The sequence below is a fragment of the Halorubellus litoreus genome (genome assembly GCF_055378595.1).
Genome location: NZ_AP043836.1, coordinates 2390980 through 2414746 on the forward strand (window position 1 = coordinate 2390980; position 23767 = coordinate 2414746).

25 protein-coding genes and 1 pseudogene are annotated in these 23767 nt (G+C 69.4%); 12 read left to right on the forward strand and 14 right to left on the reverse strand.

Annotated elements, in window-relative coordinates:
- Positions 1-5: 5 nt before the first annotated feature.
- Both ACZ48X_RS16095 and ACZ48X_RS16100 read right to left on the reverse strand, forming a co-directional pair.
- Entirely contained in the window at positions 6-263 is a 258-nt protein-coding gene (locus ACZ48X_RS16095; protein ID WP_336348738.1) for a hypothetical protein, read from the reverse strand.
- The gene (locus tag ACZ48X_RS16100; RefSeq protein ID WP_336348737.1) at positions 264-476 is read right to left on the reverse strand and encodes a zinc ribbon domain-containing protein; all 213 of its coding nucleotides are present in this window, start codon (positions 474-476) and stop codon (positions 264-266) included. It lies immediately after the preceding gene.
- A gap of 101 nt (positions 477-577) precedes the next feature.
- On the opposite strand from ACZ48X_RS16100, the gene ACZ48X_RS16105 reads away from it, so the two are divergent.
- Positions 578-1630, forward strand: a complete 1053-nt coding sequence (locus ACZ48X_RS16105; protein ID WP_336348736.1) for an NAD-dependent epimerase/dehydratase family protein — start codon at positions 578-580, stop codon at positions 1628-1630.
- 36 nt (positions 1631-1666) lie between these two features.
- Here the strand turns inward: ACZ48X_RS16105 and ACZ48X_RS16110 are convergent, their stop codons facing one another.
- From ACZ48X_RS16110 to ACZ48X_RS16125, 4 genes and pseudogenes are all read right to left on the reverse strand, one after another.
- Positions 1667-2842, reverse strand: coding sequence for an inorganic phosphate transporter (locus ACZ48X_RS16110; RefSeq protein WP_336348735.1), 1176 nt, complete (start codon positions 2840-2842; stop codon positions 1667-1669).
- Between the two features lie 111 nt (positions 2843-2953).
- Positions 2954-3340, reverse strand: a complete 387-nt coding sequence (locus tag ACZ48X_RS16115) for a hypothetical protein (RefSeq protein ID WP_336348734.1) — start codon at positions 3338-3340, stop codon at positions 2954-2956.
- Between the two features lie 2 nt (positions 3341-3342).
- On the reverse strand, positions 3343-3996 hold the full coding sequence (locus ACZ48X_RS16120) for a potassium channel family protein (protein ID WP_336348733.1): 654 nt from the start codon (positions 3994-3996) through the stop codon (positions 3343-3345).
- A gap of 272 nt (positions 3997-4268) precedes the next feature.
- Positions 4269-5642, reverse strand: a pseudogene (locus tag ACZ48X_RS16125) (APC family permease); the annotation flags it as partial.
- A 149-nt stretch (positions 5643-5791) separates the two neighbouring features.
- On the opposite strand from ACZ48X_RS16125, the gene ACZ48X_RS16130 reads away from it, so the two are divergent.
- Positions 5792-6850 carry an NAD(P)-dependent glycerol-1-phosphate dehydrogenase gene (locus ACZ48X_RS16130; protein WP_336348731.1) on the forward strand — a complete coding sequence of 353 codons (1059 nt, stop codon included), beginning with the start codon at positions 5792-5794 and terminating at the stop codon, positions 6848-6850.
- Between the two features lie 104 nt (positions 6851-6954).
- On the opposite strand, the gene ACZ48X_RS16135 is transcribed toward ACZ48X_RS16130, so the two are convergent.
- The 6 genes from ACZ48X_RS16135 to ACZ48X_RS16160 form a co-directional block, all read right to left on the reverse strand.
- Positions 6955-7833 carry an ABC transporter permease gene (locus ACZ48X_RS16135; protein WP_336348730.1) on the reverse strand — a complete coding sequence of 293 codons (879 nt, stop codon included), beginning with the start codon at positions 7831-7833 and terminating at the stop codon, positions 6955-6957.
- Positions 7833-8789 carry an ABC transporter ATP-binding protein gene (locus ACZ48X_RS16140; protein WP_336348729.1) on the reverse strand — a complete coding sequence of 319 codons (957 nt, stop codon included), beginning with the start codon at positions 8787-8789 and terminating at the stop codon, positions 7833-7835. The genes ACZ48X_RS16135 and ACZ48X_RS16140 overlap by 1 nt, the downstream gene beginning before the upstream one ends.
- A gap of 91 nt (positions 8790-8880) precedes the next feature.
- Entirely contained in the window at positions 8881-9141 is a 261-nt protein-coding gene (locus ACZ48X_RS16145; protein ID WP_336348728.1) for a hypothetical protein, read from the reverse strand.
- 106 nt (positions 9142-9247) lie between these two features.
- Positions 9248-11071: a S9 family peptidase gene (locus ACZ48X_RS16150; RefSeq protein WP_336348727.1), complete on the reverse strand. Its 1824-nt coding sequence runs from the start codon at positions 11069-11071 to the stop codon at positions 9248-9250.
- A gap of 49 nt (positions 11072-11120) precedes the next feature.
- Entirely contained in the window at positions 11121-11381 is a 261-nt protein-coding gene (locus ACZ48X_RS16155; RefSeq protein ID WP_336348726.1) for a hypothetical protein, read from the reverse strand.
- 85 nt (positions 11382-11466) lie between these two features.
- Positions 11467-12429 carry a transcription initiation factor IIB gene (locus ACZ48X_RS16160; RefSeq protein WP_166040059.1) on the reverse strand — a complete coding sequence of 321 codons (963 nt, stop codon included), beginning with the start codon at positions 12427-12429 and terminating at the stop codon, positions 11467-11469.
- A gap of 177 nt (positions 12430-12606) precedes the next feature.
- Between ACZ48X_RS16160 and rnhA the strand changes: the two genes are divergently transcribed.
- Together rnhA and ACZ48X_RS16170 are read left to right on the forward strand one after the other, a co-directional pair.
- Positions 12607-13203 carry a ribonuclease HI gene (rnhA, locus tag ACZ48X_RS16165; protein WP_336348725.1) on the forward strand — a complete coding sequence of 199 codons (597 nt, stop codon included), beginning with the start codon at positions 12607-12609 and terminating at the stop codon, positions 13201-13203.
- Positions 13196-13873: a DUF7108 domain-containing protein gene (locus ACZ48X_RS16170; protein ID WP_336348724.1), complete on the forward strand. Its 678-nt coding sequence runs from the start codon at positions 13196-13198 to the stop codon at positions 13871-13873. The genes rnhA and ACZ48X_RS16170 overlap by 8 nt, the downstream gene beginning before the upstream one ends.
- A 42-nt stretch (positions 13874-13915) precedes the next feature.
- On the opposite strand, the gene ACZ48X_RS16175 is transcribed toward ACZ48X_RS16170, so the two are convergent.
- Positions 13916-14275, reverse strand: coding sequence for a PadR family transcriptional regulator (locus ACZ48X_RS16175; protein WP_227131914.1), 360 nt, complete (start codon positions 14273-14275; stop codon positions 13916-13918).
- A gap of 322 nt (positions 14276-14597) precedes the next feature.
- Between ACZ48X_RS16175 and ACZ48X_RS16180 the strand changes: the two genes are divergently transcribed.
- The 4 genes from ACZ48X_RS16180 (at position 14598) to ACZ48X_RS16195 (ending at position 17445) form a co-directional block, all read left to right on the forward strand.
- A complete protein-coding gene (locus ACZ48X_RS16180; RefSeq protein ID WP_227131913.1) occupies positions 14598-15128 on the forward strand; it encodes an inorganic diphosphatase in 531 nt (176 codons plus the stop codon).
- 179 nt (positions 15129-15307) lie between these two features.
- Positions 15308-15475: a hypothetical protein gene (locus ACZ48X_RS16185; protein ID WP_336348723.1), complete on the forward strand. Its 168-nt coding sequence runs from the start codon at positions 15308-15310 to the stop codon at positions 15473-15475.
- Between the two features lie 115 nt (positions 15476-15590).
- Positions 15591-16934 (forward strand): alkaline phosphatase family protein, encoded by a 1344-nt coding sequence (locus ACZ48X_RS16190; RefSeq protein ID WP_336348722.1) that lies wholly within the window; start codon positions 15591-15593, stop codon positions 16932-16934.
- Between the two features lie 64 nt (positions 16935-16998).
- On the forward strand, positions 16999-17445 hold the full coding sequence (locus tag ACZ48X_RS16195) for an SHOCT domain-containing protein (protein WP_336348721.1): 447 nt from the start codon (positions 16999-17001) through the stop codon (positions 17443-17445).
- A gap of 258 nt (positions 17446-17703) precedes the next feature.
- Here ACZ48X_RS16195 and ACZ48X_RS16200 read toward each other — a convergent pair whose 3' ends face one another.
- Complete coding sequence (locus tag ACZ48X_RS16200; protein WP_336348720.1) at positions 17704-18783, reverse strand: tubulin/FtsZ family protein; 1080 nt, start codon at positions 18781-18783, stop codon at positions 17704-17706.
- A 132-nt stretch (positions 18784-18915) separates the two neighbouring features.
- Between ACZ48X_RS16200 and ACZ48X_RS16205 the strand changes: the two genes are divergently transcribed.
- The 4 genes from ACZ48X_RS16205 to ACZ48X_RS16220 are packed head-to-tail and all read left to right on the forward strand — an operon-like array spanning position 18916 to position 23745.
- On the forward strand, positions 18916-19584 hold the full coding sequence (locus tag ACZ48X_RS16205; protein WP_336348719.1) for a DUF7310 family coiled-coil domain-containing protein: 669 nt from the start codon (positions 18916-18918) through the stop codon (positions 19582-19584).
- The gene (locus tag ACZ48X_RS16210; RefSeq protein WP_336348718.1) at positions 19581-20198 is read left to right on the forward strand and encodes a DUF7311 family protein; all 618 of its coding nucleotides are present in this window, start codon (positions 19581-19583) and stop codon (positions 20196-20198) included. Before ACZ48X_RS16205 ends, ACZ48X_RS16210 begins: the two co-directional genes overlap by 4 nt.
- A complete protein-coding gene (locus tag ACZ48X_RS16215) occupies positions 20102-21970 on the forward strand; it encodes an ATPase, T2SS/T4P/T4SS family (protein ID WP_336348717.1) in 1869 nt (622 codons plus the stop codon). Before ACZ48X_RS16210 ends, ACZ48X_RS16215 begins: the two co-directional genes overlap by 97 nt.
- A complete protein-coding gene (locus ACZ48X_RS16220; protein ID WP_336348716.1) occupies positions 21943-23745 on the forward strand; it encodes a type II secretion system protein in 1803 nt (600 codons plus the stop codon). Before ACZ48X_RS16215 ends, ACZ48X_RS16220 begins: the two co-directional genes overlap by 28 nt.
- Positions 23746-23767: the final 22 nt, after the last annotated feature.

Sequence of the window (23767 nt, forward strand, 5' to 3'; positions counted from 1 at the left end):
CGCGGTCAGTTCCAGTGGTTGCCGTCGACGCCGCGGTCGTCGTCGGACCCGCGCGACCCGCGGTCTTCGCGGTCGTCTCCGTCACGCCCGTCGCGGTCCCGTCGACCGCCGCCGAACGTGTCGCTGCTCGCCCGGTCGCGGGCGTCGTTCCAGGACGTCGTCTCGCTCGGGTCGGGGTCCTCGCCTTTCACGAACCAGTAGAGTGCGAGCGGGAGGACGAGCGCGAACAGGACGAAGAGGAACGCGAAGCCGACGGCGGCCATCTATCCGAAGAAGATGTCCGCGATGTCGCTCCCGCTCCGGCGGTCCGAACGGTAGAGCTCGGAGTACCCGCAGTTCGCGCACGAGATGACGTCGAAGTTCTTCGACTGGATGTCGAACATCTTCGAGAGGCCACCGCCGGTGGTCGAGATGTTGTCCGTGATCGCGTCCGTGTGGCCACACTTCGGGCAGCCGCTGTCAGTGGAGGGCGACATATCCCGACCGACGCCTCGGTTACTTGAGTATTTTTTGCTGGTGGCCGAACGCTGGTACCGCGAACGCCACGCTCTTTTCGCGGCGTCGAGTCGCTACTGGCATGGACAGCGCATTCGTCATCGGCGGGACGCGATTCATCGGGCGACACCTCGTCGCGGACCTGCTCGCGCACGACTACGACGTCACGATATTCAACCGCGGGAACCACGAGAACCCGTTCGCGGACGACGACCGCGTCACGCACGTCGAGGGCGACCGGACGGACGACGCGGACCTCGCGACGGCGGCCCGGGAGAGCGCGTACGACGCGGTCTTCGACATGGTCGCGTACCAGCCCCGGGAGGTCCGGACGGCGACGCGCGTGTTCGACGACGCCGACGCGTACGTGTACGTGTCCTCGGGCGCGGCGTACGGCGAGGAGGAGATTCCGAAGCGGGAGGGCGCGCTCCAGGGGCGCGACGAGGCGACCGCGCTCGAATCGTGCACGGGCGACCAGGCGGTCGACGAGAGCGGTGAGACGTACGGGAACCGGAAGGCCGAGGGCGACCGTGCGGTGTTCGCCGCCGCCGAGGAACGCGGGCTGCGCGCGATGGCGGTCCGACCCTGTATCGTGTACGGGCCCGACGACTACACGGAGCGACTCGACTACTGGATCGACCGCGTCGCGAACTACGAGCGCGTCGTCGTCCCCGGTGACGGGACGAACGTCTGGCATCGCGCGTACGTCGAGGACGTCGCGAGCGCACTCCGCGTCGTCGCCGAGGAAGGCAGCGCGGGCCACGCGTACAACGTCGGCGACCGCCGCCTCGTGACGCTCGAGGAGATGGTCGACCTCATCGCGGACTGCCTCGGCGACGCCGCCGACGCCCCCGAGAGCGCACCCGAGGACGCCGGCGACGTCGAGGTCGTGCACGCGAGCGAACGCGAGCTCTCCATCGCGGACCTCTCCACGGACGACTACGTCCTCTACCGGGACTACCCGCACGTCCTCGACACCAAGAAGCTCGCCGCGCTCGGCTGGGAGGCCACGCCGCTCCGCGAAGCGATGCAGCGCAGCGTCGACGACCACCTCGCGACCGACCGCGACGGCAGCGACGAGGACCCCGGACGCGAGCGCGAGGAGACGCTGCTCGACGTCCTCGACACGCTCTGAGCGCTCGCGAGTGGTCGGCCCGTAGCGGGACCGCGGTTACCACCAGACGGCGTAGAGGAGGAGGAAGGTCGCGTACGCGCCGGCGGTCGCGAGGACCGGGACGACGTTCTGCATCGCGAGCACGCGACCCGTGGTCTCGGGGTCGAAGAGGTCCGCGGCGGAGGGAATGTCCTCGCTGGACTCCTCGCCGATCGCTGGCGGCTCGTCGTCGGGGTTGTCCGCGGCGAGCGCGCCGACGGACACGGCCGGCGACTCCTCGCCCGACACCGCCCCGGACACCGTCGCGGTCCGGGTGGCGCGCCCCCAGCCGAGGCCGACGATGGACGTCGTCGCGATGATGACGAACGACGCCGGGATGCCGATCGCGGAGAGGCCGACGACGATCGTCGAGGAGACCATGGCGACGACGATCGCGGCGGTCAACGGGAGGTCCGTGATGTCGTTCCCGAGCGTGTCGAGCGTCCGGCGGGCGATGGTGAACGCGCCGACCGCGACCGCGACGCCGCCGAGGAGTATCATCATGTTCAGGTCGACGCCCGCGCCGACGAGCGGCGCGATGGCGTTCGCGATGTTCGACGTCCCCGAGGAGAACCCCATCAGGCATCCGATGGCGACGACGACGACGCCGCCGGTGAGTTCGCGCCGCGTCGTGTTCGGGCCGGCGGCCGGTCGCGGAATCAGGCCGTCGCGGTTCACCTCGAACAGCGCGCCGGGCGTGCTCTCGATGTCGACCCACGCGTCGATGCGCGGGTACCAGTACCGACCGATGACCGCGGACGTCCAGAACCCGATGACGGGCGCGACGATCCACCAGACCGCGATCTCGCCCATGACCGTCCAGTCGAGTGCGCCGCTGGCGACGCCGAGGCCCGCGATGGCGCCGACCGCGGTCATCGACGTGGACGCCGGCACGCCGAAGTAGTTCCCGACGAAGAGCGCGCCGCCGATGAAGAACAGGACGACGATACTGGATTCGATCGTGAACACGCCCGGGTCGGTGACGAGTTCCTCGCCGAGCGTCGCGACGACGCGCCGCCCGAGCGTCCACGCGCCGACGAAGAAGAACCCGGACATGAGGGCGGCGGCGACCGTCTTCGAGATGGCGTTCGCGCCGACGGCCGGGCCGAACGCCGGCCCCGTCGTCGACCCGCCGATGTTGAACCCGACGAAGACAGCCACCGCGACGCCGACCAGGAGGAGGACCTCGACCATACCGGTGAGTGCGCCGCGAACGGTATAAGGAATCGGTCGCCGGGCACGTATCGGTGTGTTCGTCGCGACGACCGCATCGACGGGCACGGCCTTCGGGTCGAGCGCGAGCCGCTAACCGGCGTCGCGGTCAGTCCCGGCGTCGCGGTCAGTTCCGGCGTCGCGGTCAGTCCCGGCGTCGAAGTCAGTCCCGGCGTCGCGGTCGACGCGACACGACCCGTCCGCGCCGACGTTCCCGCTGTGGCGTGCCGCGGTCGCGCGCAGGTCCGCCGCGACGTGCTCGTGGTAGTGCTCGCAGGATTCGTCCGCGCAGCCGACGGCGTCGGCGTCAGCGCTCCCGACGGGCACCTCGTGGACGGTGGCGCGCATCGCGCACGCCGAATCGACGTCCTCGACGCCGTCGACGCCGTCAGCGAACCCGAACCCGACCTCGTACGCGACAGCCGGGTCGTGCTCGCACTCTGGCGCACTCGCCGCGTCGTCGCTCGGAGCGTCCGGCATCGTCACCCGCGGAAGAGGTTCATCACTTCGTCCGCGACCCGGCCCTCGACGGCGACGACGTACGTGTGGCCCGCTTGGAGGACGGTGTCGGCGCTCGCGACCGTGTCGCCGTTCTCGTCGCTCACGACGAGACTCCCCTGGGGCAGCGACACGCTCGACAGTCGCTTCCCCGCGACCGGCGCGTCCTCGGCGACGCGTAGCTCGTACACCTCCAGGTCACCAGAGAGGCCCGTGAGCGCCCCGAAGTCCTCCTCGATGGCGGTGACGGCGACGCGGCCGCCGGCGCGCTCCGGGAACACCACCTGATCGGCGTACGGCGCGAACTCCTCGATATCCGGGTACGTCGACCGGAGTATCGTCCGCGTCCCCGGGTCGATTCGCTTCGCGGTCGTACACACCGCGACGTTCGTCCCCATCGTGTCCGTGAGCGCCGCGACGACGTCCGCGCGCTCCACGTCCGCCTGCGCGAGCACGCTCGGTCGCGTCGCGTCGCCCTCGATCGCCGTCGCGACGTACGCCGCCTCGAGCTCCGCGAGTTGCTCCGGGTCTCGCTCCACCACCACGACGTCGTGCCCGTGGTCGTCCAGTTGCTTTATCGCGCGGAGCGCGACCGGGCCACTCCCCACGACGACCACGCGCAGCGGTCCGTTCGTCATCGTTCACCCCTCGACTCGCCATCGCCTTCACGTTCCGGGTCGGTTCCCACCTCGTCGGAACCACGCGAGTCGCCCGCGTCCGTCCGGTCGTAGCCGGCGGCGTCCCGCGTCGCGAGTTCGGCGTCAGCGTCGACGTGGTCGAGCGACCGATGCGCGGTCGCCTCCCCGCGCGTGCTCGCACCGACACCGGACTCGTCGCCCGCGCTCCCGGCGTCCGCGTCGCCCGCGGCGTCGGACCCACCACCGGTATCGACGTCGATGCCCTCGCTCGCGCCACCGGCCGGTTCGCGCCGCAGGCCGACGCGGCCGAGCGCGACGTACGCGACCCCGCCGAGGACGAGCCACCCGAACGCGAGCCCCGCCGTCGTCAGGTTCGCCGTGACGAGGTAGTACCCGAGGACGAGGTTCCCGACGATGCCCGCGACCGCCGGCAGCGGATAGAACGGCATCTCGTAGGGCCGACGCATGTCCGGGCGCTCCCGCCGGAGTTTGATGACGCTCGCGTTCACGACGACGAACGACAGCAGGAAGAACAGGCTCGAGAGCGACCCGACCTGCCGGATCGGGACGAACGCGACGGAGACGAGCATCACGACCGCGCTCGCCACCACCGCGATCAGCGGCGTCCCGAAGCGATGATGGATGCGGCCGATTCCCGCGGGCAGCAACCGGTCGCGTCCCATCGCGAACGCCACCCGACTGGAGGCGAGCACGACCGCGTTCAGCGCCGACACCGTCGAGAACACCGCGCCGAACGCGATGACCGAGGCGCCGTTCTGCAGTATCGGGATGTCAGCCGGCATGAAGCCCTTCGCCGCCTCCGCGATACCGCGCTCCCCGGCGCCGGCGAGGCCGCCCGCGCCGAGCGTCCCGATAGCGACGAGGACGACGACGAGGTAGATGACGATCGTCGCCGCGAGCGACAGGAAGATCGCTCGCGGGATGTTCTTCCGCGGGTTCTTCACCTCCTCGGTGACGGTCGCGATGAGGTCGTACCCCTCGAACGCGATGAACGTCAACCCCATCGCCGGCAGTATCGCGTTCACCGTCCCGTTCGTGAAGAACGGGTCGAACTCCGCGAGGTCCACCGCGTTCGCGCCGTACGCCGAGAACACGACGAGGATGACGATCTTGACTATCGTCACGACGGTCTCCGCGCCGCCGCTGGCGGCGGTCGACACCGCGTTCAGGACGACGAGGAACCCGACGAGCCCGATAGCGTACAGGACCTTCCAGGTGACCGGGCCGAGGAGCGCGCCCGACGGCAGCCCCTCCCAGTAGAAGTGCACGAACTCGAGGAAGTTCCCCGCGAACCCGAGCGCGTACAGCGCCCCGGCGATCATGTACGCGAACCAGAGCATCCACCCCATCTGGAACGCGATCGAGTCCCTGAACACCTCCTCGACGAACGCGTAGCCGCCGCCGCTCTTCGGTATCGCGGACGCGAGTTCGGCGTACGACAGCGCCGTGAACGACGTGACGACGCCGTTCAGTCCGAACACGAGGATCGCTGCGGGGCCCGCGATGTCCGCCGCCAGGCCCGTGAGGACGAAGATGCCTGCGCCGATCATCGCGCCCATCCCGACCATCGTCGCGTCCAGCAACCCGAGACTCGCCGACGGCGACCGCTCTTCGTGCTGTGCCATTCGTTCCTCGCGTACACGACCGTCCGCCTTAATCACTGGTCTCGAACCCATCGAGTGGGAACTCGCGCGTGCTCGAGGCCGCGCGACGCGCCGCGAGCGCGGGTCGTCGAGGCGAAAGGTTTCTCCGCGCTACGGGCGTCGTTGCGGGTATGTTCGACAAGTCGACGTGGATTCGACTCCCGCGGAACGTCGTCGTGGGCCACGACGTGCTCTCCCAGACCGTCGAGGTCGTTGACGACATCCACCTGACGGGCCGACCGCTCATCGTCACGAGTCCGACGCCGCGCGACGTCGCCGCCGCACCCATCGTCGCGCAGTACGAGGAACGCGGCATCGACCCCGAGGTCGTCACCGTCGAGAAAGCGAGCTTCGAGACCGTCGAGGAGGTCGCGGAAGCCGCCGGGAACGACGACATCGGGTACGTCGTCGGCGTCGGCGGCGGGAAACCAATCGACATCGCGAAGATGGCGAGCGACCACTGCGACAAGGGCTTCGTGAGCGTCCCGACGGCGGCGAGTCACGACGGCATCGTCTCCGGGCGCTCCTCGATTCCGGAAGGCGACACGCGCCATTCCGTCGCGGCGGACCCGCCGCTCGCGGTCGTCGCCGACACGGGCGTGCTCGCGAACGCGCCGTGGGACCTGACGACCGCGGGCTGTGCGGACATCATCTCGAACTACACCGCCGTGATGGACTGGCGGCTCGCGAACCGCCTCCAGGACGTCGAGTACAGCGAGTACGCCGCCGCGCTCAGCGAGATGACCGCGGAGATCCTCGTCGACAACGCCAGCATGGTCCGCCCGGGCCTCGAAGAGTCCGCGTGGGTCGTCACGAAGGCGTTGATGTCCTCGGGCGTCGCGATGAGTATCGCCGGGTCGTCCCGTCCCGCGTCGGGCGCCGAGCACCTGTTCAGTCACCAGCTCGACCGGCTCGCGCCGAACGCCGCGCTCCACGGCCATCAGGTCGGCGTCGGCTCCATCATGACCGCGTACCTCCACGGTGGCGACCGCGGCATCTGGCGGGACATCCGCGACGCGCTCGCCGCCATCGACGCACCGACGACCGCGGACGAACTCGGCATCGACCCCGGGGTCGTCATCGAGTCGCTCACGACCTGTCACGCGATCCGCGACCGCTACACCATCCTCGGCGACGGCATGAACGAGGACGCGGCGCGCGAGGTCGCACGGAAGACCGGCGTCATCTGACGCGCCACCGATAGTTCCTTTCACTCCGTTACCGCCGAGAGAAGCATGCCTTTCGAGGGTTCAGGTGGGGGCGAGCACGACTCCGGCGACGAGTCCGAGGACCGTCACCCGAGTTCCGCGTCCTTGAACCGCCAGTAGCCGAGCGCGAGGGGGACGACGAGCCAGACGAGCATGATGGCGACCATGACCTCGGGCGCGAGGTACCACGCCTGGTCGTTGAGTCGCGCGAGCGCCTGCTCCTGGGCTTCCGGCGGAAGGTTCGACTCGAAGCGGTCGAAGTACAGCCGAGTGGTGACGACGTTCAGTCCCTGCTGGTACGCCATCGCGGGCGATATCGCAGCCTGGATGAACTGGAAGATGTCGCCCTCCAGTGCCATCCCGAGGAGGTCGTTCGTGACGTACCGGATGAGGCCGGGGATGGAGATGGTGGGGATGAGGTTGAACGGGATGGTGACGAAGTAGAACCCGACGGCGCCAGCCATCGCGCTCGACCGCGACCCCGTCATTGCGGAGATGCCGACCGCGACCGAGACCATGACGAGCACGAGGAGTGCGGTGAACGCGAGCGTCGGCGCGAACAGCACGAGCTGGGGGTCGGCGTACTGGGTGGCGGCGACGACGACGCCGATGAGGAACACGAGCATCGTCGCGGCGAGCATCAGGCCACCGCGCGAGAGGAACTTCGCGAGCACGACCTCCTTGCGGGTGTTCGGGAGCCCGAGTAGGAAGTTCACGGTCCCGCTCTCTCGTTCACCGGCGATCGCGAGGTAGCCCGCGACGAGCGCGATGAACGGCAGGAGGAACAGGCCGACCGAGGAGACGATACTGATGATACCGAACGACTCGACGTTGTCGGCGACGAGCGTCGGGCCGACGAAGATGAGGAGCGCGATGATACCGTAGAGACTGAAGACGCCCCAGACGAGCTTCGACCGGCGGGCGTCCAGGAAGTCCCGGCGTGCGATCGCGGTGAGGTTCTCCATCAGGCGGTCACCTCCGCCTCCTGCTCGCGGTCGTCGCGTTCCACGGCGTCGCCGGACGTGTACTGGTTGAACAGCTCCTCGAGGTCGGTCTCGTCGCTCACGATGTCCGTGACCGTCGTCTCCGCGTCGACGCGCTTCACGACGTCGACCTTCGCTCGCGGGTCGCTACACGTCACCTCGATGGCGTCCCCGCGTCCGGTCGCGTGCTCGACGCCGTCGACGGCGGGGAGGTCGAGCGCGTCCGCGTCCGGCATCGGGTCGACCTCGAGTTCGATGGTGGTCGCACCGCCGACGTCGTCGCGGAGGTTGTCGATGGTGTCGACCGCGGCCATCGAGCCGTCGCGCATGATGCCGACGCGGTCGCAGACCGCTTCGACCTGCGGGAGCTGGTGACTGGAGAAGAACACGGTCGTGCCGCGGTCGGCCTCCTCGCGGATGATGTCGCGCATCTCCTGGATGCCCGTCGGGTCCAGTCCCGAGGAGGGTTCGTCGAGGATGAGGAGGTCGGGGTCGTCGACGAGCGCCATCGCGAGCGCGAGGCGCTGGGTCATCCCCTTCGAGAACTCGCCGGCCTTGCGCTCCCACGCCTCCTCCTGGAGGTGGACGCGAGAGAGGAGGTCGCGAGGGGCGTCGCTGGCGCGCTTCGTCTCGATGGCGTACTCGACGTGCTCCATCGCCGTCAGGCGGTCGTAGACGGAGAATCCCTCCGGGAGGACGCCCGTGCGCTGCCGGATGGCGATCGGGTCGCTGTGCGTGTCGTACCCGAGGACCTCCGCACGACCTTCGGTCGGCCGGAGGAAGTCCAAGAGGACGTTGATCGTCGTGGACTTCCCGGCGCCGTTCGGGCCGAGGAACCCGAATATCTCGCCTTCCTCGACGTGCAGGTCGAGCGCGTCGACGGCCGTGAGGCTGCCGAATCGCTTCGTCAGGTTCTCTGTTCGTATGGCGGGGGCCATGTCTCGCCAACGACTATCAGGTATTGTAAATTTTCTCACTCGACGTCGGTTCCGTGGCGTGCACTGGGCGGACGAACCGGTGGGACCGGCGTCACGGAACGGGATGGTCGTCGTCGTTTCCGGCGACCCGCGACCAGAGCAGGTGGCCGAGCGCGGCGGCGATGACGATGCCCGAACCGACGATAGCGTACCACGACAGCAGCATCTGCGCGAACGTCGTCCCGAACGCCTTGCTCGCGTAGAGGTAGACGGGGATGGCGAAGAAGGCGATGGGGAGGGCGAGCGTCGGGAGCCACCAGTAGGTGTCGAACGCAGACCTGACGTCCAACAGGTAACTTCGGAGGTTCAACATACGCGAAATAGTGCCAGCTTCCCAACCATAATGGTTGGTTCCGTGCCGAAGAGGGCGGAAGGAGACGTAGAACGCCAGAGCGGATTCCTACACCGGGTTCAGCGGCCTACACGTGTTCGTCGAGGAAGTCCGCGACCGCCGAGTACGCCTCCACGCGGTTCTCGAGCTTGCTGAACCCGTGTCCCTCGTCGTCGAATATCAATTTTCGGACGGGGACGCCCTGCTCGCGAACCCCTTCGGCGATCTGTTCGGCTTCGCCGACGGGGACGCGCGGGTCGTTCTCGCCGTGGAGCACGAACAGCGGCGCCGCGATGGACTCGACGTTGTTGATCGGGCTGATGGACTCCAGGAACTCGCGGTCGTGCTCGAGGCTCCCGTACTCGGCCTCGCGGAGCTTCCGCCGCCACTCGCCGGTGTTCTCGAGGAACGAGACGAAGTTCGCGATGCCGACGACGTCGACGCCCGCCGCCCACAGGTCGGGGTACTCGGTCATGCACGCGAGCACCATGAACCCGCCGTAGGACCCGCCCATGCACGCGATGCGGTCCGGGTCGACCGCCGGGTGGTCGTGGAGCCACTCGACGCACGCCTTCACGTCCGCGACCGAATCCATCCGCTTCTCGACGTCGTCCAGCCGCGTGTAGGTCTCGCCGTACCCCGTGGACCCGCGGACGTTCGGCTCGAAGTACGCGTACCCGCGATTCAGGAAGTACTGCTTCACCGGGTTGAACGACGGGCGCCGCTGGCTCTCCGGGCCGCCGTGGATGCTCACGACGACCGGCGTGTCGCCGTCGCCGGACGCGGCGTCACCGTCCGCGGCGTCCTCGGGGAGCGTCAGAAATCCGGGGACCTCCACGCCGTCGAAGCTCTCGACGTGCACGAGCTCTGGCTCCCTGAAGGAGTCCTCGGGGATGCCTGCGGTCGCGGCGTACGTCCACCGCTCGGTGTCGCCCGTCTCGGTCTCGACGACGTACACGTTCGTGTTCACGGCCGCACCCGTCGCCGTGATGGCGTACTGCTCGGCGTCCGGCCCCCAGGAGACGCCGCCGGCGATGCCGCCGGGGAGATCCGGGCTCGGGAACGCGTCGTACTCCGTCGGCCCAGTGAACTCGGCGACGGTGAGGTCGGTGTAGCCGTCGACGTTCCGCGAGAACGCGAACCGCCCGGACTCGTGGTCGACGCTGACGCCGTCGACGTTCCAGTCGCCGCCGTCCTCGACGACCTCGCGCTCCAGCGTGTCGAGGTCGATGCGCGCGAGGTACAGCGTGTCGCTCCCGTCGCCCGTACAGCAGTACACCGCATCGCCGTTGGGCCCGAACGACGGACTGGAGAAGCGTATCTCGTCCTCGTGGGGCGTGATGCACTCGAAGTCGCCGGTCTCGAGGTCGAGCACGTACACGTCCTGGTCGACGTTCGAGTACGCCTCGTGGACGAGCAACCGGTCGTCGCTCGGCGACCAGCCCGCGGGCGTCAACCAGCCGTCGCCCTCGTGCACGAGTTCGGCCTCGTTCCCCGTCTCGTCGCGGCCCTGCACGTACACGTCGAACACGCTCTCGTCGCGCCGGTTCGACGTGAACGCGAACCGCTCGCCGTCGTGACTCCACCCGCCCCACCGGTGCTTCGCGTCCGGACGCCCCGTGAGGTTCACCACCTCGCTCCCGTCGCCACTGAGCCGGTAGAGTTGCGCGCGCTCGTTCCCGCCCTCGTCCATCCCGAACGCCAGTTCGTCGCGCTCGGGCGACCAGGACGCGAACGTCACGCGCTCCTCGTAGAACGTCCGCTGAACCGGCCACTCCTTCGGCGCGTCCATCGTCCACACCTGCGACGTCCCCGTCGTATCCATCAGGAACGACAACCGGTCGCCCTCGGGGCCGAACGACGCCCCGCTCGCCGACCGCACGTTCAGATACCGCTCGATATCGTACGACATGCCCACACGTCCACGGCGCGGGACCGTAAGGCGTTGGGTCGCAGCACCCTCACCGATTCTGCGCGAACAGGGCTGCGACTGCGGTGCCACCGCCGACGGCGAGGAACACGTAGAACACCGGGTCGCGCAGTGCCGCCATCGCCGCCGCGGGCGAGTCGACGAGCGCGACGAATCCGACGGCGCCCGCGACGATGCTCGCGAGCACCAACACCGCGATGACCGGGAGCGGCAGCCACGGTTCCGGATCGGTCTCGTCGTCGTTCATGCGTTCGTTCCGTACATCTTCGCGCGGATGGAAGTGCGTTCGCATCCGGTACGCTCGCGACGTGGGTACTCCACAGTCGCTCGCGGGGCGAGACTGCGAAAGAAGTGGGCTCGGGACTGCAGGTGACGGGCTAGCTGTGGATGCCCATCGCTTCGATCTGCTCCTGGTAGCGGTTCCGGATCGTGACCTCGGTGACCTGCGCGACGTCGGCAACCTCGCGCTGGGTCTTCTTCTCGTTACAGAGCAGGCTCGCGGCGTAGATCGCTGCGGCGGCGTAGCCGGTCGGCGACTTCCCCGAAAGCAACCCCTTCTCCGCGGTCGTCTCGATGATCTCGTTCGCCTTCGTCTGTACCTCCTCGGATAGTTCGAGTTCCGAGCAGAACCGCGGGACGTACTTCTTCGGGTCGACGGGCTTCATCTCCAGGCCGAGCTCCTGGCTGATGTAGCGGTACGTCCGCCCGATCTCCTTGCGTTCGACGCGCGATACCTCGCTGATCTCCTCGAGACTGCGCGGAATCCCCTCCTTCCGGCAGGCGGCGTAGAGCGCCGAGGTGGCGACGCCCTCGATGGAGCGCCCGCGGATGAGGTCCTCCTTGAGTGCGCGTCGATAGATGACGGACGCGACTTCCCGGACCGACCGTGGGACGCCGAGCGCGCTCGCCATCCGGTCGATCTCGCTGAGCGCGAACTGGAGGTTGCGTTCGCCCGCGTCCTTCGTCCGGATGCGCTCCTGCCACTTGCGCAGCCGATGCATCTGGCTGCGTTTCTTCGAGGAGATCGAGCGCCCGTAGGCGTCCTTGTCCTTCCAGTCGATGGTGGTCGTGAGCCCCTTGTCGTGCATCGTCTGCGTGGTCGGGGCGCCGACCCTGGACTTCTCCTGTCGCTCTTGATGGTTGAACGCGCGCCACTCCGGACCGGGGTCGATCTGCTCCTCCTCGACGACGAGCCCGCAGTCGTCGCAGACGAGTTCTCCCCTGTCCGAACTCTTGACCAGGTTGTCGGATTCGCACTCGGGGCACTCCCGAACCCCTTCCTGCTCCTCCGACTCGTCGGCCTCGAGGTCTCGCTCCCGCTGGCGGGTGGACCGTGTCATCGCACTTTTATAGTAGTAGTTCCAGCTAACTTAAAGCTTCGGCCGGTATCTGACCGCTCCTGAACGACAGAATTTGACAGGGGAGCAGCCGAATCGGAAGACGGCGCCGGTTTTAATTCGACTGACATTGGAACGGAATCAGAACCGTTATCACTGAGAACGGGTGACCAAGGGTCAATGCCGGTCATCGAGTGCGACGTCGACGCCGCCCGCGAGGCGCTCGCCGACGCCGGAGCGACCATCGAGGAAGGTAACACCGAGCACGAGCACTATCGGGCGCACCACGGCGACGCCACCGCCGTCGCGTACGACGACAAACTCGTCGTGCAAGGCTCGAACCCACGAGACATCGAAGCCGTCGTCCGCGACGACGAGGGCGGTCGCGCGCACCTGTACTTCGACGGCGCGTGCCGCGGCAACCCCGGTCCAGCGAGCGTCGGGTGGGTCATCGTCACCGACGCCGGTATCGTCGCCGAAGGCAGCGACACCATCGGGCGCGCGACGAACAACCAGGCCGAGTACGAGGCGCTCGTCGCCGTCCTCGAAGCCGCGCGCGACTACGGGTACGACGAGGTCCAGATCCGCGGCGACTCCGAACTCATCGTGAAGCAGGTGACCGGGGAGTACGGCGTCAACGACCCGGACCTCCGCGAGTACCGCGTCCGCGTTCACGAACTCCTCCGCGCGTTCGACGACTGGACGATATCGCACGTTCCGCGGGAGATAAACGACCGCGCCGACGAACTAGCGAACGACGCACTCGACAATGCCTGAGGACCAAACTCCGACGCGAGACCGACGCGAGACCGAGGAGGCCGCGAGCGCCGAGGACGCCACGGCCGAGCCCGCAATCGCCGAGGACGCCACGGCCGAACCCGAGCACGTCGAAGACGAGGAGCTTCCCGGGTCAGTCGTCGACCACGCGGAACGCCTGACGCGGCTCGCGCGCGAGGCGGTCGACGAGGGCGAGGCCGCGGCGTACCGCACGGACCGCGAGGAGACGCTCGCCGAACACGGATTCACGGCGCGCGTCCGCGAGGACGACACCGGCGAGACGCTCGTTCTCCATCCCGACGAATGGCTCGACGACGGCACCATCCGCCCCGACCGCATCGACGACACGAACCGCGCGGTCGAGGTGTCGCTGTCGGGCGCGGGCGACCCCGACGACTGGCAGGACGTCGACGACCACAACCGCGCGCTCGTCGAAGCAGTCCGCGAGAATCACGGCGACGTGCACGCGGCGAACGCGAGCGTGCTCGCTGACTTCGCCGGGAACCACTACGCGAAACCCATCGAGGACCTGACCGCGACGGAACTCCGCGAGTTCGAGACCGAGTACGTCCCGCGGAACGCGTGGCTGGACGACGAGGGGACCGCGGTCCTGCGCGAGAGCGTGCGCTACGCGTTCGACGCTGCGAAAGAACGAGTGCCCGATTGGTGACCGCTCGCGCGGTCGAGGTGCCTGTCGGTCGTCTGCGAACGCTTACTGTTGTTCGTCGACGAGGTCGCGGAGCTCCTCGGCGCGCTCGTCGTCGGTGACGAGCTTCGAGAGCGACCACTCGATCTGGTCCATGACGGCGGCGTAGCCGTCGTCGGTGAGCTCGTACTGGTTCGTGCGCTTGTCGAGCTCGGACTTCTCGACGAGGCCCATGCCGACGAGTTCGTCGAGGTTCGGGTACAGGCGGCCGTGGTTGACCTCGGTCCCGTAGTAGTCCTCGAGTTCTCGCTTGATGGCGAGCCCGTACATCGGTTCCTTCCCGAGGATGACGAGGATGTTGTGCTGGAATGCGGTAAGTTCGCGTGCGATGCCCTGTTTGCCGGTCACGGATTGCGCCTCTGACATGCCTAGGTAAATGTCATCAAGCTATTTAACAGTTCTCAACTGTTCGAAGTTCGGACGGCCGCTTCGGCGCTCTGTCGGGCGAAAACGGCTCCTCCTCGGCGCGTTAGTCCCAGTAATTGCCGATGGCCATCGGGTTGCTGACCGACAGATTGGGCCTTCATATTCATGCCCTCTCGACTCCTTCTCAGTTACCGACGCACGCTCGTCCACGCGTGCTGACCTGTCTGACTCCGGGGAGTTCGGCCTCGAGCGGGAATCCACGCGCCGTCGTGCCAGCGAACCGAAGGGCCTATTTCGTTCTCTCTCGCAGTCACGGCCTGCAATGACGAACCTCTGGGAAGACCTCGAGACGGGCCCGAACCCGCCCGAGGAGATCTACGCAGTCGTGGAGTGCCTCAAGGGCGAACGGAACAAGTACGAGTACGACAAGGACGTCCCCGGCGTCGTCCTCGACCGCGTGCTCCACTCGAACGTGCACTACCCGAGCGACTACGGGTTCATCCCGCAGTCGTACTACGACGACGAGGACCCCTTCGACGTGCTCGTGCTCGTCGAGGACCAGACGTTCCCCGGGTGCATCATCGAGGCTCGCCCCGTCGCGCTCATGAAGATGGACGACGACGGCGAGCAGGACGACAAGGTCATCGCGGTCCCGACCGAGGACCCGCGCTACGACCACATCGAGGACCTCGAGGACATCCCCCAGCAGCAACTCGACGAGATCGACGAGTTCTTCGCGACGTACAAGAACCTCGAGGAGGGCAAGGAAGTCGAGACGCTCGGTTGGGAGGACAAGGCGGCGGCGAAGGACGCGATCGAGCACGCGATGGACCTCTACGAAGAGAACTTCTGAGGACAGTCCGGTCGGGCGGTTCGCGGTCCTTTCTCTCGCGGCGTGATGCGGTACGTGCTTTCGCGGCGTGCTGTGCGTCGTCGTCGCGCGTGATTCGTCCTGGTTATGCGTCCCGCCCGAACCCATGCGTTATGAGCATGGGTAATAATATGTGGTGTCGGGCCGTAGTTCGAACCGTCATGGCCACCGCACGTCACCCCACCATCGACCCGGACGACGCCGACCAGGAGGACGCCGACTCGGACGACGCCAACCTGGACGACGCCCGCGAGACCACCCCGGAGCGCCCCGGTGTCGGTATCGCGCACACCACCGTCGTCCCGACGAACTTCGGTCGCGACGACTGACCGCCACAGGAACGCGCGACGTACACGCGATGGACGTTCGCGATGCACGTCCCCGACAGCGGCGATGTCCCGTGCTAAAAGAAAGTTCTTGTATCCCTCCCTGTAACTGGCGGGTATGGGTCTCTTCGACCGGCTTCGCGGCGACGACGCACCCCGCGTCGCCTTCTTCGGAATCGACGGGGTACCGTACAGTCTCATCCGTGACAACCCCGACGTCTTCCCGAACCTGAACGAGCTCGCGACCGAGGGAAGCGCCGGCGCCATCGACTCCATCGTCCCGCCGGAATCCTCGGCGTGCTGGCCGGCACTCACGACCGGCCGGAACCCCGGCGAGACGGGCGTTTACGGGTTCCAGGACCGCGAGGTCGGGTCGTACGACACGTACGTCCCGATGGGGCGCGACGTCCAGGTGGACCGCGTCTGGGACCGCGTGAGTGACGACGGCCGGGACGCGACCGTGATGAACGTCCCGGTGACGTTCCCGCCGCAGCGCGACGTCCAGCGGATGGTCAGCGGGTTCCTGTCGCCGAGTATCGACAAGGCTGCGTACCCCGACGAACTCCGCGAGTACCTCGAATCCATCGACTACAAGATCGACGCGAACGCGAAACTCGGGCACAAAGAGGACAAGTCCGAGTTCATGGAGAACGCCCACGCGACGGTGGATGCGCGCTACGAGGCGTTCAGTCATTACGTCGAGCAGGACGACTGGGACCTCCTGTTCGGCGTGTTCATGACGACCGACCGCGTGAATCACTTCCTGTTCAAGGACTACGAGCAGGACACCGAGAACAAGGAGTTGTTCCTCGAGTTCTACAGTAAGGTCGACGAGTACCTCGGGAAGCTCCGCGACCAGCTTCCGGAGGACGTGACGATGCTCGTCGCGTCGGACCACGGGTTCACGAGCCAGGATTACGAGGTTCACCTGAACGCGTGGCTCGAGGAGGAGGGCTGGTTGTCCTACGAGGACGACGACCACGAGGAGCTCGGTGACATCGCGGACGACACGCGCGCGTACTCGCTCATCCCGGGTCGGTTCTACGTGAACCTCGAGGGTCGGGAGCCGCGCGGAAGCGTCCCGCAGGACGAGTACGAGTCGGTTCGGGACGAGTTGAAGGCGGACCTGGAGGCGCTCGAGGGGCCGGACGGGAAGAAGGTCGCGCAGCGCGTCGTGAAGAAGGAGGAGGCGTTCCGCGGCGACCACGAGGACATCGCGCCCGACCTCGTCGTCATCCCGAACCACGGATTCGACCTCAAGGCTGGATTCAAAGGCCACGAGGACGTGTTCGGCACCGGCCCGCGGAACGGCATGCATAGCTTCGAGAACGCGAGCTTGTTCGTCGACGACCCGGACGCGAACATCACGGACACGGACCTCTACGACATCTCCCCGACCATCCTCGACCTCATGGAGATCGACTACGACCGCACCGAGTTCGACGGCGCGAGCCTCGTCTGAGGGACGCGCTCGGTCGGCCAAGCGAGAGAAAACGCTTTTTCGATGGTTCCACGAACGTGTCAGTATGCCTGCGGACTCCCCGTCGACCTCGTACACGGGCGTGGTCTCGCTCCTCGTGCTCGGCGTCGCGTTCGCCGGGCTGTTCCTCGGCGTCGAGAACTGGTGGGTGACGTTCATCATCGGGTACGGCGTCGTCGTCCCGCTCGTCGGGATGCTCACCGAAGAGAACCATGCAGAGCACGAAGAAGCGGCGACTGAGTCGGCCACGTCGACCACGAACACGGACGCCACTGACGGTCGCACGTCGAAGCGCGACGCGATGGAGACGCTCCGCGAACGCTACGCGCGGGGCGAACTCTCCGAGGAACAATTCGAGCGGAAACTCGAACGGCTCCTCGAGACCGAGACGCTCGAGGACGCACGCGAGACCGTCGAACGGACGCGCCGTGACGACCGCGACGACGCGTCGACGACCGACGCGTACCGCGAGGTCGAACGCGAACACGAGTAACTCGGTGTGATTGCGGTCGCGGTCGCGGTGGCGGTGCGGTCGCGGTGGCGGTGCGGTCGCGGTGGGTTGCGGTTCCGGTCGTCGCCAGCGCACCCACCGAGCGCGAGCGAGCGCTACGCGGGGCGAGCGAAGCGAGTCCCGCGAGAAGCGAACGGCGTAGCCGTGAGCAGCGAGCGAGTCGCTCGGGAAGTTTTTCGCCCACGTTTTTGCAAGGAGTGGTCGCCGAAGGCGACCCGACGCAGCAAAAAGGTGGTTGGTTTAGAAGAGGTCGTCGAGTTCGTCGTTCTGGAATTGTTCGACGTGGTCGACTTCGTCTTGTTGTTGGCGTTCGCGTGCTTCTTTGGCGCGTTCCATGAACTCGTCGACGCGGCGGGAGCGTTCGACGCCGCCGAGGAGGACGAGGGCGGCGAGCCGGTCGCTTTCGAGGGGGAAGTCGCCGCCGCGGACCTGGAGGCTGCCGGTTTCGTCCTCGACCCATTTTCGCGCTTTCTCGACGCCTTTGCGTGGGATGAGGTCGGGTTTGCCGGCGACGATGAGGAGGGCGCTGTCGGCGGTGGTGGCGTCGGGGAGGCTGGTGCCGGTGAGGAGGGCGTTCCGGGTGATGGTGGTGACGGCGTTGATGTTGTCTTCGGCGGTGTCGCCGCCGAGAGCGCTGGCGTACCCGAGGCACGCGATGCCGCCTTCGCGGAGGGTGTTGATGATCTCCGAGGAGTCGACGACGCTTTCGGCGACGCCGTCGATGTTCTCGCCGCTCGCGAAGAGGAGGCCGACGCGTTGGGCGATGTTCTGGTTGATGCTGGCGAACGCTTCTTCGACGCTTTCGCCGGAGTCGTGCCAGGCGTCGTTGTCGACGAGGAGCGTGGAGTCGGCTTCTCGCACCAGGGTCTTCAGTGAGCGGCCGGCGTTCGCTTGGTACATGGCGCCTTCGCCGCGGCCGGGGAGGATGCCGAGGCCGTAGACGGGGACGCTGTAGACGCGCTGGAGTTCTTTGGCGAGCACGGGTGCGCCGCCGCTGCCGGTGCCGCCGCCGAGGCCGGCGACGACGAAGATGGCTTCGGCTTCGGCGGTTATCTTGCCGTCGAGGGCGTCCATCACTTCGATGGCGTCCGCTTGCATGACTTCGGCGCCGAGTTCGTTGTCGCCGCCGACGCCGTGACCGTTCACGCGGTCTTGGCCGACGAGTTGCGTCTCGATGTCGAGGTTCCGGAGGTCGGCTTCGGCGGTGTTGACGGCGAGTGCGCCTTTGACGGCGCCGAAGCCCATCTCTTGGTCGAACTCGGCCAGGCGCTGGGTGAGCTTTCCACCCGCTTGCCCGACGCCGATGAGGACCACTTTCATGCTTCGGTCGTTGCCGTGGTGGGCACATAGACCTTCCCCATAGTCGACAGCAAGACGCGGGTTCGAGGGGGTGCGTGAGCGCGTGGTTGGGTGGCCGAGGCTTGATACGGCAGGCCGCGGCGATGAGGGGGTATGGCAGGTGATTTCGCGGATCGGCTTGCGGCGGTCGACGATGCGCTCGTTGACGAGTCGAGTGAGGACGCTGGAGCGAACGGTTCGGGGTCCGGTGGGGGCCGTGACGGGGCGCCGTCGGACGCGGAGGTGGCGGCGCTCGCGGACCGGGTGGCTGAGCTGGAGGCGGCGGTGCAGGCGCTCAGGGGGTACGCGGGGAGCGTGCGGGCGGTGAACGACCGCGTGGAGGAGCGCGCCGATGCGGCGGTGGCGACGGCGGAGGACTGCCGGGAGCGCGTCGCGGCGCTGGAACGCGCGGTCGACGGGTCGACTGGTGGGGCGGGCCGTGGCGGCCGGGGTTCGCGTGCGGGTGCGTCGGGGGATCGGCGTACGGGTGCGTCGGGGGATCGGCGTACGGGTGCGTCGGGTGATCAGCGTGCGGGTGCGTCGGGTGATCGGCGTCCTGTGCGGGACGGTGAGCGTGGTGCGTCCATCGGACGACGCGACGAGCGGACTGGCGATGGCGATGAGTCCCGGGTCCGGGACGGGAATGCAGGGGATGCTGGTGGTGGGTCGGGTGGGGACGTGCCGTGGCCGCCGTCGTCGCCGCGGGCGCCGTACGGCGAGCCGGACGCGGACGACGACCGCGAGCAGCCCGGGTTGGTGGCGCGGCTCCGGGACGCGCTGTGACGGTTCGCGTGGTCGTCGCGGTCGCGCTCGCGGTCGCACTCCTCGCGGTGGCCGCGCCAGGGATGGGGGTCGCTCGCGAGCACGCTGCCGTCTCGGCGGTGGAAGCGGACGCGGACCGCGTTCGGGGGGCGGTCGCTGCGATGGCGGCCGCGCCGCGGGGGTCGCGTCGCGTGGTCGCGGTTTCGGTTCCCGCGGCGACCGTCGGGACGGCGCGGGTCGCCGCCGTTCGCGTGACGACGCACGCGGTCCGCTATCGGCTCGCGTCGGGGCGTCGCGGTGGCCGACGACTCCCTGTCGCGGTCAGAGCGGTCGGCGCTGACCGCGGTGCCAGTGACCGCGACGACGGCGCGGGCGACGTGCTCGTGTTCGACTCGCCGGGGTCGTACCGTGTCGTCGTGACGGCCACGGCCTGTGGCGTCCGCGTCGCCGCGCTCGGTGCGCCGGCCGACGGAGCGGTCGACGATGGTCGGCGGGCCGAAGGCGAGGGTCTAAACGACGGGACGCGGCCAGCGTCGGCATGTTCGAACGTGGTGGCGACTGCGGGTGTACGACGACCGTCGAGGGCGATGCGTTGCGCGTCGACGCGAGCGAGTGCGACGCCGACGGTGACCTGACGACCGCGCCGGGGTGTCGTGCGACGGTCGTCGACGCGTGCCGCGACCGGGCGGTCGAGTCGATAGCCGTCCGAGCGCGCGGGTTCGAGCGGCGGTACGGCGACGGTGCGTGCGCGCTGTTCGCCGCGGCGGGTGCGTTCGCCGCGCGCGTCGCCGGTCGTGACGACCCGCTCGCGTCGACCGCGCGCCGCGACCCGCTCGCGGCAGCACGGCAGGCGCGCGCTCGCTCCCCGCCCGTCTCGGCGTGGGCGGCGGAGTCCGGCCTCCTCGTCGCCGCGGAGGGCCTCGGTGCCACGGACGGCCTCGGGGCGTACGACGCGATGGTGGTCCGCGAGGGCCCGACGGTCGCACCGGCTCGCGTCAGACTCGACGCGCCCGAGGCGTGGTCGGTCGTCGAGCAGCGGTCGCTCTCGACGGGCGCGACCGCGACCCGGTACCGCGACGACCGCGGTCGCCCGCACTACCACGTCCGGCCGCCGTGGGCGACGCTCGACCGGTCGGGCCGGGAGACGTTCCGTCGAGCGTACGAGCGCCTCGCCGCTGGTGACGTCGGCGCGAGCGAGCGCGCACCGCGACGGGCGGCGGCGGCGGTCGTCGACGGCGACCCCGACGACGTCGTCGTGGACGCGCTCCGCCGGCAGACGACCGGGCACGGCGTCCTCGAGGACGCGTTCGCGGACCCGGCGGTGACGGACGTGTACGCACCGAGCGCGGACGAGGGGCCGGCCCTGCACGTCGGCCTCCGGGACGCGGACTCGGTGCCGACGAACGCGCGGGTGACCGTCGACGGCGCGAGCGCGTTCGCGTCGGGCGTCCGCGCGGAGAGCGGCCGGGCGTTCTCGCGGGCGTCGCCGACGGTGGACGCGGCGACCAGTATCGGCGGGACGCCGGTCCGCGTGGCTGGCGTCCGCGAACCGGTCGCGGAGGGCGTCGGGTTCGCGTTCCGGCGTGGGGACGCCGACGCGTTCACGCTCCCGGAGCTCGTCGCGAACGGAACCGTCCCGAGTGACGCGGCGGCGCTGCTCTCGCTCGCCGCCCGTCGCGCTGCTGCGTCGCTCGTCGCGGGCGCTCGCGGTGCCGGGAAGACGACGCTCCTGGGGGCGCTCTGCTTCGAGTTCGCGCCGACGACCCGGTCGGTGTTCGTCGAGGACACGCCCGAACTCCCCGTCGACGCGCTCCGTGCGGACGACAGGGACGTGCAGTCGTTGCGGACGAGCGAGCGCGGCGACGGCCTGGACGCGGCGGCGGCGCTCCGGACCGCGCTCAGACTCGGGGAGGGCGCGCTCGTCGTCGGCGAGGTCCGCGGCGAGGAGGCGCGCGTGCTCTACGAGGCGATGCGCGTCGGCGCGAGCAGCGACGCGGTGCTCGGAACCATCCACGGGGACGGGGCGCGCGAGATACGCGAGCGCGTCGTCGAGGACCTCGGCGTGTCCGCGTCGTCGTTCGCAGTGACGGACTGCGTGGTGACGTGCCGGCGCGTCGCGGTGGATGGTCGCGCCGAGCGTCGCGTCGCTCGCATCGAGGAGGTCGTCGGCGACGGCGCGTCGGCGTCGTTCGAACCGCTGTTCGCGCTCGACGACGATGGCGACCTCGCACCGACGGGACGCATCGAGGCCGGGGAGAGCGAGCTCGTGGCGTCGCTCGCCGCTGCGACGGAGTCCTACGAGGACGTCAGGGAGGCACTCGCGGACCGCGAGGCCGTGCTCGCGCGACGCGCCCGGAGCGGCGCGCACGGTCCGAGCGCGTGGACGACGACGAGGCGGTCGCCGTGACCGCCAACCCCGGTTCGGGACTGCTTCCGCGAGCACTCGACGCGCTCGCAGCGCTCGCGCCGCTTGCCGTCGAGGCGAGCGCCGACCTCCGCGGCGCGCTCGCGACGCTCGACGTGCCGACCGCTGGCGAGACGGTTGTGCGCGCGGGCTACGGTGCGGCGGCGGTCGTCGGCGTGGGGGTCGTCCTCGCGGGGTCGTTCGTTCGGCTTCCACCGTTCGTGGTCGTGCCGGTGGCGCTCGCGGCGGCGGTCGCGGTCGCACACGGCGTCCACGAACTCCCCGTCGTGCTCGCGGCGCTCCATCGGCGGCGCGCGCTCGGTCGCGCACCGGACCTGGTCGCGCGACTCGCGCTCCGACTGCACGTCGAGCCGGCGCTCGAACCCGCGGTCGCGTTCGCCGTCGACGCAAGCGACGATGCGCTCGCCGCGGCGCTCGCCGCGCGCTGCCGGCGCACCGACCGGCTCGACGACGCGCTGCTCGCGTTCGCTGATGCGCACGCCGACGACGCACCTGGTCTCCGCAGGGCCTGCCATCTGCTCGCGAGCGCGCCGGACGCCCCGGCGGGCGACCGCGGGCGACGCGTCGACCGCGCGTTCCAGGCGGTCCTCGACGGGACGCGCGACCGCCTTCGAGCCTACACGACCGCGCTCTCCGGGCCCGTGAACGCGCTGTACGCGTTCGGCGTCCTCCTCCCGCTCGCGCTCGTCGCCGTCCTCCCCGCCGCCGGTGCCGCAGGCCTTCCGGCGTCGCTCCCCGTGGTCGTCGTGGTGTACGACGTGCTCCTGCCGCTCGTGCTCCTCGCGGCGACGGCGTGGGTGCTCGCGAACCGCCCGGTCGCGTTCCCGCCGCCGCGCGTCGACCGCGACCATCCCGCCGTCCCGGCGCGACGCTGGCCCGCGCTCGCCGTCGGCGCCCTCGCCGGCACCGCAGTCGGCGGTGGCGCGTTCGCGCTCGCGTCGACGAGCGGATTCGGCGTCCCCGCACTTGCGGGGGTCGCCGCGCTCGTCCCGCCGTGGCTCGCCGGCGTCCTCGGTGCCGGCGTCGGCTGCGGGGTCGCTGCCGGGCGGCTCACGGCGGCCGCGGCGTCCGTCCGCGAGCGTGCCCTCGCCGTGGAGGACGGGCTCGTTGACGCGGCGTACGCGGTCGGCCGCCGGGTCGCGAACGGCGACGCGGTCGAGGACGCGCTCGCCGCCGGCGCGGACGTCGGCGACGAGACCGGCGCGGTGTTCGAGACCGCTATCGGCGTCCGGGAGCGCCTCGGCGTCGGCCCGCGCGAGGCGTTCCTCGGCGAGCACGGCGCGCTCGCCGACGTGCCGAGTCAGCGCGCTCGCGCCGTCGTCGACCTGCTCTCGCTCGCCGCCGCGCAGGGCGCGCCCGCCGGCCAGGCCGTCGTCGCGGTCGCGGACCACCTGGAGGACCTCGCGGACGTCGAGCGTGCGTGCCGCGACGACCTCGCGGCGGTCACGAGCACGCTCCGCTCCACGGGCCGCCTGTTCGGGCCGCTCGTCGGCGGGGCGACCGTCGCGCTCGCCGACGGCCTGGCGTCGCCCGACGCCGTCCTCGGCGACGCACCGGGCACCGGCGTCGACCCGGGCGCACTCGGGGTCGCCGTCGGCGCGTACGTCCTCGCGCTCGCCGGCATCCTCGCCGCGCTCGCCGTCGTCCTCGAAGCGGGCCCGGACCGCGTCGCCGTCGGCCGCGAACTCGCGACCGCACTCCCGACCGCCGCGAGCGCGTTCACCGTCGGCGTCGTCGCCACCGGCGCGCTCGTCTGAGCGCGCGACCGGCGCTTTCGAG

What these genes read in the sequence shown, in the direction of transcription:
- ACZ48X_RS16095 (WP_336348738.1), bottom strand. Translation starts at nt 263, where the DNA reads ATGGCCGCCGTCGGCTTCGCGTTCCTCTTCGTCCTGTTCGCGCTCGTC.
- ACZ48X_RS16100 (WP_336348737.1), bottom strand. Translation starts at nt 476, where the DNA reads ATGTCGCCCTCCACTGACAGCGGCTGCCCGAAGTGTGGCCACACGGAC.
- ACZ48X_RS16105 (WP_336348736.1), top strand. Translation starts at nt 578, where the DNA reads ATGGACAGCGCATTCGTCATCGGCGGGACGCGATTCATCGGGCGACAC.
- ACZ48X_RS16110 (WP_336348735.1), bottom strand. Translation starts at nt 2,842, where the DNA reads ATGGTCGAGGTCCTCCTCCTGGTCGGCGTCGCGGTGGCTGTCTTCGTC.
- ACZ48X_RS16115 (WP_336348734.1), bottom strand. Translation starts at nt 3,340, where the DNA reads ATGCCGGACGCTCCGAGCGACGACGCGGCGAGTGCGCCAGAGTGCGAG.
- ACZ48X_RS16120 (WP_336348733.1), bottom strand. Translation starts at nt 3,996, where the DNA reads ATGACGAACGGACCGCTGCGCGTGGTCGTCGTGGGGAGTGGCCCGGTC.
- ACZ48X_RS16130 (WP_336348731.1), top strand. Translation starts at nt 5,792, where the DNA reads ATGTTCGACAAGTCGACGTGGATTCGACTCCCGCGGAACGTCGTCGTG.
- ACZ48X_RS16135 (WP_336348730.1), bottom strand. Translation starts at nt 7,833, where the DNA reads ATGGAGAACCTCACCGCGATCGCACGCCGGGACTTCCTGGACGCCCGC.
- ACZ48X_RS16140 (WP_336348729.1), bottom strand. Translation starts at nt 8,789, where the DNA reads ATGGCCCCCGCCATACGAACAGAGAACCTGACGAAGCGATTCGGCAGC.
- ACZ48X_RS16145 (WP_336348728.1), bottom strand. Translation starts at nt 9,141, where the DNA reads ATGTTGAACCTCCGAAGTTACCTGTTGGACGTCAGGTCTGCGTTCGAC.
- ACZ48X_RS16150 (WP_336348727.1), bottom strand. Translation starts at nt 11,071, where the DNA reads ATGTCGTACGATATCGAGCGGTATCTGAACGTGCGGTCGGCGAGCGGG.
- ACZ48X_RS16155 (WP_336348726.1), bottom strand. Translation starts at nt 11,381, where the DNA reads ATGCGAACGCACTTCCATCCGCGCGAAGATGTACGGAACGAACGCATG.
- ACZ48X_RS16160 (WP_166040059.1), bottom strand. Translation starts at nt 12,429, where the DNA reads ATGACACGGTCCACCCGCCAGCGGGAGCGAGACCTCGAGGCCGACGAG.
- rnhA (WP_336348725.1), top strand. Translation starts at nt 12,607, where the DNA reads ATGCCGGTCATCGAGTGCGACGTCGACGCCGCCCGCGAGGCGCTCGCC.
- ACZ48X_RS16170 (WP_336348724.1), top strand. Translation starts at nt 13,196, where the DNA reads ATGCCTGAGGACCAAACTCCGACGCGAGACCGACGCGAGACCGAGGAG.
- ACZ48X_RS16175 (WP_227131914.1), bottom strand. Translation starts at nt 14,275, where the DNA reads ATGTCAGAGGCGCAATCCGTGACCGGCAAACAGGGCATCGCACGCGAA.
- ACZ48X_RS16180 (WP_227131913.1), top strand. Translation starts at nt 14,598, where the DNA reads ATGACGAACCTCTGGGAAGACCTCGAGACGGGCCCGAACCCGCCCGAG.
- ACZ48X_RS16185 (WP_336348723.1), top strand. Translation starts at nt 15,308, where the DNA reads ATGGCCACCGCACGTCACCCCACCATCGACCCGGACGACGCCGACCAG.
- ACZ48X_RS16190 (WP_336348722.1), top strand. Translation starts at nt 15,591, where the DNA reads ATGGGTCTCTTCGACCGGCTTCGCGGCGACGACGCACCCCGCGTCGCC.
- ACZ48X_RS16195 (WP_336348721.1), top strand. Translation starts at nt 16,999, where the DNA reads ATGCCTGCGGACTCCCCGTCGACCTCGTACACGGGCGTGGTCTCGCTC.
- ACZ48X_RS16200 (WP_336348720.1), bottom strand. Translation starts at nt 18,783, where the DNA reads ATGAAAGTGGTCCTCATCGGCGTCGGGCAAGCGGGTGGAAAGCTCACC.
- ACZ48X_RS16205 (WP_336348719.1), top strand. Translation starts at nt 18,916, where the DNA reads ATGGCAGGTGATTTCGCGGATCGGCTTGCGGCGGTCGACGATGCGCTC.
- ACZ48X_RS16215 (WP_336348717.1), top strand. Translation starts at nt 20,102, where the DNA reads ATGTTCGAACGTGGTGGCGACTGCGGGTGTACGACGACCGTCGAGGGC.